General features: G+C 32.6%; 6 protein-coding genes. 1 reads left to right on the top strand and 5 read right to left on the bottom strand.

Features of this window, described 5'->3' with window-relative positions:
• Window positions 1-202 precede the first annotated feature (202 nt).
• From JO950_RS18940 to JO950_RS18920, 5 genes are all read right to left on the bottom strand, one after another.
• Window positions 203-889, bottom strand: a complete 687-nt coding sequence (locus JO950_RS18940) for a hypothetical protein (protein ID WP_202704043.1) — start codon at window positions 887-889, stop codon at window positions 203-205.
• A 203-nt stretch (window positions 890-1,092) separates the two neighbouring features.
• Window positions 1,093-1,782, bottom strand: a complete 690-nt coding sequence (locus JO950_RS18935; RefSeq protein ID WP_202704042.1) for a hypothetical protein — start codon at window positions 1,780-1,782, stop codon at window positions 1,093-1,095.
• Window positions 1,783-1,833: 51 nt separating this feature from the next.
• Complete coding sequence (locus JO950_RS18930; protein ID WP_202704041.1) at window positions 1,834-2,322, bottom strand: hypothetical protein; 489 nt, start codon at window positions 2,320-2,322, stop codon at window positions 1,834-1,836.
• Between the two features lie 86 nt (window positions 2,323-2,408).
• Entirely contained in the window at window positions 2,409-3,269 is an 861-nt protein-coding gene (locus tag JO950_RS18925; protein WP_202704040.1) for a hypothetical protein, read from the bottom strand.
• On the bottom strand, window positions 3,253-7,158 hold the full coding sequence (locus JO950_RS18920; protein WP_202704039.1) for a peptidoglycan DD-metalloendopeptidase family protein: 3,906 nt from the start codon (window positions 7,156-7,158) through the stop codon (window positions 3,253-3,255). Before JO950_RS18920 ends, JO950_RS18925 begins: the two co-directional genes overlap by 17 nt.
• 337 nt (window positions 7,159-7,495) lie before the next feature.
• On the opposite strand from JO950_RS18920, the gene JO950_RS18915 reads away from it, so the two are divergent.
• Complete coding sequence (locus JO950_RS18915; RefSeq protein ID WP_202704038.1) at window positions 7,496-9,544, top strand: hypothetical protein; 2,049 nt, start codon at window positions 7,496-7,498, stop codon at window positions 9,542-9,544.
• Window positions 9,545-9,762: the final 218 nt, after the last annotated feature.

Genomic DNA, 9,762 nt, shown 5'->3' with positions numbered 1-9,762 from the left:
TTCTTATTTAGATATATCATTTGTACTATTATATCTGATTTTCTTTATTTGAATTTGGTTTTACATTCACGCTTTTTTATAATCCTAAAATAGCCTTAGAAAGTTATTATTCCTTCACTAATAAAGGGAATTTATAGATGCTATTTTTAGTATTGCATTTATAAAAAAAGCTGCATTTCTTTTTTTGGAATACAACTCTTTTTTATTCATCACCTATTTCCGGAAAACAATCCACTTTTTCCTTTTTTAAATCAACTTCAATAATTTTTTCTTTTACCAAGTCGAATTTAAATGCCTTGAGCACTTTTTCATATTTCCCTGATGCTGTTATTTTATTGATTACAACCGCAAAATATTGCTCTTTTTTATTATTGTAACAGCTAAAGGATAAATATTTATTCCCCTCCATCACATATTGGTTCATATCCTTATTTATTGCTTTACCAATGCTTAATATATCTATTACTTTCCATTTGTCAATTTTCTCTCTTTTTAAAAGGATTTTTAATAAATTTCCTTGATTATTACTATTTAATACTCCAAAGTCTTTCATTCTAATTACATTTTCATCCTTTACTGTTTCCCTTTCTAAATTCAATATACTTTGATATCTCATATCTTCTGTTAAGGTTGAATCAATTAAAAAATCAGGGTATTCTTGTTCAAATTTATATTTACCGCTACTATAATTAGCATATATTCCTGCTATATTTAAATCTGAATCATTAAATACCTCACCTATTTTTAAATCTCCGTTTTTCTTCTCAAGGTTATGGTCGTTTTTTTCTTGATCTGAATATTTTTTAATATTTACATCCTTCTCAGAGGGCAATTGTTTTTGGTTACAAGAAAAAAAGCCAAGCGCTAAAATTAACAGCAATTTTCTCATGTCGTATATTTTCTTATTTAGATATATCATTTGTACTATTATATCTGATTTTCTTTATTTGAATTTGGATTTACTTTCACGCTTTTTTATAATCCTAAAAATAGCCTTAGAAAGTTATTATTCTTTTGCTGAAAAAGGGGGCATAGATATTTTTTTGGTTTTGGATAATAGAACAGAAGCAACCAAGTTAGGCTGCTTCTGTTCTATTTTATTTTTTCTCTGATTTCATTAATATTCATAAATTCAAAACTCCCTATTTTTTCTTCTATACTATCTAAATCTTTTTTATCACTCTTAAAATATAGTATTGGTAGTTTTTTTTGATTTACGCTCATCTTTTTCTCTTCATAATCCGGAATATTGTTTTCAATCGTTGTTAGAAGTTTTTTATCTTTCAGAATAATATCATCTATATCTCCAGAAAATCCCCAATATTTTTTATCATCTTTAAGTATGAGTGGATCAAAATTAAAAATAACATTAGAATTGAAACTATTCTTATCAACATCATAAAAGGCACAATCAATATACCCTTCTTCTGTTATAATTTTCAACATTTCTAATTCCGGATCTTCGTCGATATTTACAAACCACTTTTTATTAGATTCAGAATAAAATTTATTTATCTGTTTAATTTCTTCATTACTCGAAAACCAATACTCGTTATATTCTCCTTTTTTTTCATCTAAGGTTAAACAGATAAAAATAGTCAAATCATTATTCAAGTTTACTTTTTCAGTCTTTACAATTTTTAAGTTTTTAGGAATTTTATTCTTGAGACTTTCCGAGGCTTCAATTTTTTCAGGTTCTACTAAGCTTTTTTCTTTTGAGCATGAAACCCACATAAAAGAAACTAAAATTAAACAAAAGCTACTCTTTATTATATTCATCATATTTGTTTTTCTTTTTTGGGATCTAAAACTACAAATAATTCTTTAGTAGATTCAATTGGTGGTTGAACAGAATTTTCTAATAAGGTCTGAAGAATCAAAATGCACATTCACTTTTAATGAATTGTTTTCAAATGGCTCAACCTGAACATTTACAACAAAAAAACCTGGTGCATAGCCTTCTCTCGTTTCCTCAAACAAATCTGTATTCCCATAAAGCAATCCTGCAAGAGTCGTACTAACATTCTCTCCTTTTTCATTCTTCTCTTCCCATGAAGTTCCTTCAAAATCGGGAATACTTTTAGTTTCAACTTTTTTCAATATTAAAAGAAGCTTTTCATTTGAAGAATCACTATTCTTATATTCGTATTCTCCTTCAAAATCATACAATGCATCATTTTTAACTGCTGCAATTTTATTTTTGTTTACCGAAATCTTTATTTCTTTGACTTGTTTGATTTCATTGGTTTCTTTTTTTTGATCTTGGCAAGCAAAGAGAAGGAGGGAGAGAAGATAAATAACTACTTTATTTTTTTCATGCACTCTTACTCATTAATTCCTTTGATTAAAACTCTTTGTTTTAATTTATCTTCTATTGCCCATCTCAATGATCTTTCACAGCATCATCATTAATCTGCATAGTAATAGATACTTCTTTTAATGTTCTTTTCCTCTTTTTCTAATATTATTTCTGTTACTCCACCATCAAAATTCATTACGACCTCTATTTTGCCAGATTTTACTTTAAATTTAACATCAATTAACCCATTTTTGTTGATGTTCATTATACTGTCAACCATTGGTATTCTTTTTGGCAAAACAGATGATTTTTCAACTAGTTTACTTGAAATAATCTCCTCATAAACTTTAGCCAAACTTGTATTTTTTATCGTACAGACTTTACCACTTCCCATTTCTACCGCCACATCTTCACACTCAGCTGCAGATTTTTTATCTTTACTACTTTTTGCAAATGCGATTACACAACCATCACTTTCAACAAACATGTAATTATCGACAAAGAAAGCATCCTGAAAATATTTATCTAATTCAGAATTCTTGTCATACACTTTCTTATTCCGAATACACTCAATTTTATTTGGCAAGATGATCTTGAAATCATCTTTCAAAATCTTCTGATATGCTCGAAGTAAATATTTATGTTCAAAAAAAGATTCCGATAAAATTTTACTTCTGTACACTTCATCAGAATATTTATTTGAAATAAATACAGAATCCCCGGAAATATCAATGATTAAAGACTTAAACTTTTCAACATCGCAAACATACTCGTCTTTTAATAATGGTACAGCTTTACAAAAAATCCAATTATTTCTATTTTTTACTTTAGCTGAAATATCAGTAATCTCCGTTTTCTTTTCTTTATTTATTACATGATTTTGGTGTTCCTCTTTTTTACATGAAAAAAGAGATAATAAAACTAAAAAAACTGTAGCTCTAAAATAAAAAAACTTAGTGATTTGAATCATATACATTATATTTAAACATTTTAATTTCGGCCTTTCTCCTAACAACTAATCCTTCTAATCCTCCATTTGTCACATCACCCATTTCGTCAGCTCCCCCCTCATAATCTTTTAAATTAATTTTTTTCTTTATCTTCGTTACTCCGTCATTAAGACCTCCTACATTTAAAAAATTCTGACCTGTATTATATAAGAGACTAACTAATGCATCGAATTCATTTTGATACAAATATACATGAATATCTCTTTTTACAGCCTTCTCGAATTGTATTACCCTTTGCTCGAATAATTCTGTTGCTCTTTTTATATCAATACCGTCCTTGAACTCCTGAGGTTCAGAGCCATTACACGGAAATTTATGAACTAAATGACCATATCCAATTGAACAATTGCGTTCTTTTGCATCATCATTATAAAGATGTGGCTTAAACTGTTCCCAGTCTTTTATGAATTTTTTTCCTTTTTCACTTAACCTCATTTTTTGTATATCCATTCTATTACCTTGTGGTCCTTTCTTTTGCTTACCATTAAATGCATTTTTATATCCTTCCACTAAGATATCAACCGAATCAATTAAATCCTTTCTACGTTTGAAAGGAGATCCATTTAATGTATTTGTAAGTGGGCTATCTAAGTTTTCCCCATTTTCCGTCGAAAAAATTTCAAAATGCAACATATAAATATCTTGTCCAGTGATTACTGTAACTCCTACGAGCTTTCCTGTTTGCCCAAGAGTATCTCCCTGTTTAACAATATCATTTTTCTTTACTTTTATACTTTTAGGATTTAATTCACCATACCTTGCGATAAACTTTCTGCCATCTTTTAATTTGTGTAAAACTGTGACCTGATTTGTTTGCGAATAAAAATAAGCCGTTTCTAAAACTTTCCCATCAGCAATAGCAATCACTTCTGCATTTTTCTCCGTGTACAAATCTCTCCCTCCATGTTTTCTTGCTCCATAATCTCTATAAGAATCAAAAGTTGCTTGATTATGTCCATCAGCAGCAGTCCAATTATAGTTTTTACCCCATTTTGAGCCAGTATTATTTGTAGGCTTTTCTAATAATGGAAAAATAATTTCTTTCTTTTTTATACTCTCTCCCACAACCATATTCAATCCTTTATAAGCCAAATGTTTCGTAGAATGCCCTTCGATACCAACATAGTAACTCCATTTTTCGCCGACTTTTGTTCCTTTAAGACGGGTTATTTTAAAAGTCGCAGATGCATTGCCTTCTGAATCTATTTTTACTTTACTTCTAAAATTTGGTTTTTCCCTTTTTTTGTGGGATGTTAGTACAATCTCTTTACCGATCATGTTTTGTGTTTTAGCGACAATGGTCACATATTCGCCATCATAACTAAGAGGAATTTCATCTTGTGCCGTGACTCTTTTTCCATCGTACTGAAAATAGGCCGCTGTTATTTTTTCACTCGTTACAACATTTAAAACCGCAGTGGTGTTAACATCGGCATTTCTCTTAAATGGATACAATCTGCCATTTTGTATCCCCATTAATTTGAAGGTAATTTTAGCTGTTTTTCCTTCCTGAACCCCAAAACGCTTCTGAAAAGTATCATCAAAAGTTATAATCTTATTTATTTCACCACTTTCATTCGTTGTCGTTTCATTATAATAAGAAGGCTCTTTACTGCCGTTTAAGTAAAAATTAATTCTTACTTTCTGATTGTCATAGTCCGGAATCTTCGCTTTTACATGATTTACTTCTCCCGAAAAACCGGAAGTTTCTTTTTTGTCACCATTACTATAGGCCCAATAGGCCTCGGTTACCTGCGGACGCTGTACCTCCATTTTGAAAGTAGCTTTAGCATCGACCCCTTTTGCTGCGTCGCTAAAGGCTTCTATTGTGTAGTGCCCTTCTTTATCGGGTACAGATATCCCAAAAGATTCCCATTTATGAAGGTGCTTTCTTTTTGGAGCGCCCTTTTCAGTATACCAGATATCTCCTGACGTCAAATACGGATTATTCTTAGAATCATAAACGATCCATTTTACATCCTGTTTTTCTTTATCTGTAGGAGGTATTTTAAAAGTTTTTGCTTCTAAAGTAAAAGTCTTATCTGAACCGCCCAATAAAAAGACATTCTTGTTTGATTCTCCTTTGATAGGACCAATACTGGTCACTTCATTTTTAATTGCTGAAACTTCAAACTCCTGCGTTAATGCATATTGATCCTTACTGATTATTTTAATCTTATAAGTTCCCAAATCAGGCATCAATACGCTAATGTTTCCTGTTGAATCCAGTTCTTTTTCGTCTGAAATTGTGGTTCCTTTATTATTAATTTTACTCTCTATTTGATAGTAAAGTTTTAATGGATTTAGTGATTTTACTTTCGGGTATTTTAAAGCTGTTTTAAATATAAACTCTTTCGCTGAAGGTCTTACCAATCTTCCTTTAACTGTGGAAGGAGGTAAAATTACAAGCTCCTGAGCCACTATTTTTACTTCTGTAAAAGCGAACGGCTTTTTATTTTTCTTACTGTTTGCTCCATGTTCATACCCATAAGCTTCGATTATATAAGCACCTTCTGCATCAAAATTATAACTAAAGGATGTACCCTCGTCTTCAAAAATAGTTTCTTCGTATTTTTTACCTTTTCTCGCCTTGTAAACAATCCAGTTAATACCTTCGTTTTTATTTCCATTGTGAACGATGAGAGTTTCGTCAAGGAAAAACTCCAAACTTTCTCCTACGATAAAGGAAGAAGCAGTTGTATTTTTTATTTTGACCGCTCCGTTTTTTACCGCATTTCCGGGCGCATCTATACTGCTTATTTCTTTTAAAAATACATAGACAGCTTCTCTTCCAATCTTACCATAAAGTCTGTCTGCGCTTAAATTAGGATAAATTTTGGTTTTAGTGGTTATAGTAATTGTACCGGGTAAGTCATCCAGTCCCTCTACTTGTCCTAGCAATAAAAACAGCTCATTATATTGTTCAAAAAGATTGGCTACATTGATTGTGTCTTTTTTTAATTGGTCTCTAATCGTTTCCCAACGTTTTTTACTTCCCTCTGAAATTTCCCCCAACAAGATATTGGTATCAATTGCTTTAATCATTTTTTCGCGAACGATTTCCCAATTAAAATTTTGGGTCGCTGCCACAGAATTTAGTTGTTTAAGAGCGGCGTACATTTCTGTAAATAATGCATGATTTGGTTTACCGTCAAAATCCTGAACAGATACTCCTTTATCTTCATCTAAAGCCTTAGAAATTTTAGTCCAATATTCTACTGCTATTCTATCATTTATAGCATTAGCCTGTTCTATTTTTTTCCTGATTGCTTGTTTAACAACTTCCAGAGTGGGTTCACCGTTTGTTTGCAGTTTTTCCGGTATCGTTAGCATTTGTTGCACCTCAACACCGGAATAAATCTGACTTGTTACTCCTTTACCTAAATTTAAAGTATCATCTTCAACTCCGAATATCGGAGAAGTAGTGTTAGCTGATATCACAGTACTCATCATTGTGCTGTTGATAGTACCCGCAACGCCTTCTCCGATTGAAGTATTAAAATTTGTTGTTCCAAAAGGAATAGTTCCGGGCAATACCGTTACATCATTAAAAGCCTGCCCTGCTTCTCCAAAAACCGAAGGAGTATTGTTTACCGATAATGCTGTGTTATTTCCTGCTTTAGCAATTGTATCGTTCACGCCCCCTTCGGCTGAGAAATTAGAATTGTTAACAGAAGGATTTTGGCTCTTCTGCTCCTGCCATAATTGTTCTATATCCTTTTGCTGACTCATTTCTTTTGAAATTTTTGCCAGTTCTTTTATCATGACATCGGTTAAATGTTCAGCACTTTTTACATCAGCACTGTCTTGTATTAAAATATCGAAATTGTGAATTACGTTTTTACTCATCGGTAGCTATTTTTCAGAGTGTAAAAGTAGTCTCATAGTTTGTTATTTTAAAACTTCAAGACGTTTGTATTCAGTAGTTTCAGTAAGTTCTCATTCTACTGAAACTACTGAATAGAGAAGGTTATTTTTTCTTTTTTTAGTATTGTTCTGCTCTACTTTTACACCCTCAAAAAATCAAATAGCTTTATTTTCTTATAGGCATTCGAAACTTTAAAATTTACCCACAATCCTATTAAACATTATTTAAAAGCATGGAAAAAAGACCCAAAATACCTGATAAGGATAATTTAAAAAACTTCTTAAACAAATCTTACTTACATCATTAAACAGAAAAAATATGGCTCTACAAACATTAAACACTATTAAAAGTTGGTTCAAAACTGGTTTTAAACCAACACAAACTCAATTTTGGGATACCTGGGACTCCTTCCGTCACAAATACGAAAAAGTACCTGTAAAAGAGATTGAAGGGATTGACGAATTGCTTTCTGCTAAGGCAGATAAAACAGTTTTAAATGATCATTTAACAGATAAAAATGCACATGCCCCACAAGGATTAAAATCAGTGCTGGATACCAATCCTATTGCTGCTTACCCTACTGATTCTCACGGATACAGCAATGCAACTATAATGGGAAACTACGGTAACTATAAGTATAATAATATTACGGTAGGAAGTGAATTTGACAGCACCTCCTTATTTCAGTTAACAAACCAAATAACACTTAGCTGCAGAGTATTAGAAACCGGAGATGAAGGCAAGATATCCCTCTTCAGTGGTGATCCTTCATTAGAAAAATATAAAAATGGAAAACATACCTTAATAAAAATTGCCGACCCAGTATCCAGTAATGTATTTGAATTTCCTGCAAAATTAGAACGATTTAATAATAATACTTATACAATCGCCACCACAGACGATTTTAAAACTATCAATGGAGAATCTATCGTTGGCGAAGGGGATATTGTTATAAATGGAGAAATCGAAGAAGCTCCTATCAACGGAAATCAATATGGCAGGCAAAATGGCGAATGGAAACAAATTACGAAGGCGACGACTCCCAATTTACAAGACGTTCTGGCGCAAGGCAAAGTTGCAATACTTAATGGCATTGCTATGCAAATTGAGGATACGGATACAAATAACCAAACTACAATATCCGGATCCACAATTACTATGACTGATCCATCAAACAACAATAACTTCACGTTATATAATGCAAACGGCTTTCAAACAGTAGGTAAAGCCACTAATAGTAATTTTTCATCTGCCAAAAACGGATTCCTCTATTTCAACGGTGCCTCTGTACACAATAGGCTTGTTTTTGCTGAACCAGGCGAATCAAATTCTACGATTATACTTCCTGCCAAATCAGGAACTATAGCCACTACGGATGAAATAGGATCTCCAGTTTCGGCTACACAAATTGGAATAGTTAATAACATAGCGCTACAAGAACTTGGAGGGGTTGATAAACTTATAAATGGAGTAAGGATAGGCAAAGGTAATGGTGCTGTTGATACCATAGGTAATACCGCATTAGGTGAACTTGTTTTATCTAACAATACCACCGGCACATTCAATACAGGGATAGGATGGAAAGCTCTTTCCGCTAGTACCATCGGAACACAGAATTTAGGGTTAGGAGCTAGCGCATTAGCTAGTAATACATCCGGAAATTATAATCTAGCTCTGGGAGCGCTAGCATCAGCATATACTACAACATCTAGCCAGAATACAATTATAGGTGCAGCCGCTGGCGGTGGAGTTGATTCTAATTTCAAACGAAGTATAGGAATTGGATACAAAGCATTAGGTGGTGTCGGAAATCTAGGAGATTTAAACATTTCAATTGGCCATCAAATAGGGGGTAATATCACCACCGGAGCCAGAAACGTTTTAATAGGTAATTCGAGCAATAGTGCCGTATCTAATAATTTGACAACAGGTAGTGATAATATATTCATAGTTACGGCTGGCATAACTCCTATAGGCGTTACGACTGGATCTGGAAACGTAGCCATAGGTAAGATAACAGGCTTGTCCCCAACGACATCAAACACTATCATTCTCGCTGATGGCGCCGGAAATAGAGCAATAGTAAAAAATACAAATGGAGAAATACAAGCTCCCAATTTAACTCCTGAACTTATTGAATCGGGAGGAAACACTTCGTTAACTACAAAAGCATATGTAGACAGTAAGTCCCTACAAGTTGTTGACGATCCATCAACTTCTCCTGTATCGAGGGCATATTTAGATTCAACATACCCATTCTTTAGCATCGGTTCAAGAGTTCAATGCCTCTCTATTGATACTGGTTCGACTGTTTACGAAAAAACAGCTATTGGATGGGTTAAACATCTCGTTACCTCGATCGCCTAAATTTAAGACAAGAAAAAAAGACCTCTTGAAAGTGCTTTAATCATTATTCAGGAATTTTATCTTATCCTAAATGAACAATTATCAAAAGGAGATTTGTTATTGTTTCAATACCTAATAACCTATAACAACATCATTTAAAAAATGGCTCTACAAACATTAAACACTATTAAAAGTTGGTTCAAAACTGGTTTTAAACCAACACAAACTCAATTTTGGGA

The sequence above is a fragment of the Flavobacterium sp. UGB4466 genome (genome assembly GCF_903469665.1).
Lineage (GTDB): Bacteria > Bacteroidota > Bacteroidia > Flavobacteriales > Flavobacteriaceae > Flavobacterium > Flavobacterium lipolyticum.
This window is presented reverse-complemented; position numbering and strand designations above follow the sequence as displayed.

Bases quoted from the DNA above. Each gene is read 5' to 3' on its own strand.
- JO950_RS18940 (WP_202704043.1), bottom strand. From the start codon at position 889: ATGAGAAAATTGCTGTTAATTTTAGCGCTTGGCTTTTTTTCTTGTAAC.
- JO950_RS18925 (WP_202704040.1), bottom strand. From the start codon at position 3,269: ATGATTCAAATCACTAAGTTTTTTTATTTTAGAGCTACAGTTTTTTTA.
- JO950_RS18915 (WP_202704038.1), top strand. From the start codon at position 7,496: ATGGCTCTACAAACATTAAACACTATTAAAAGTTGGTTCAAAACTGGT.
- JO950_RS18920 (WP_202704039.1), bottom strand. From the start codon at position 7,158: ATGAGTAAAAACGTAATTCACAATTTCGATATTTTAATACAAGACAGT.
- JO950_RS18935 (WP_202704042.1), bottom strand. From the start codon at position 1,782: ATGATGAATATAATAAAGAGTAGCTTTTGTTTAATTTTAGTTTCTTTT.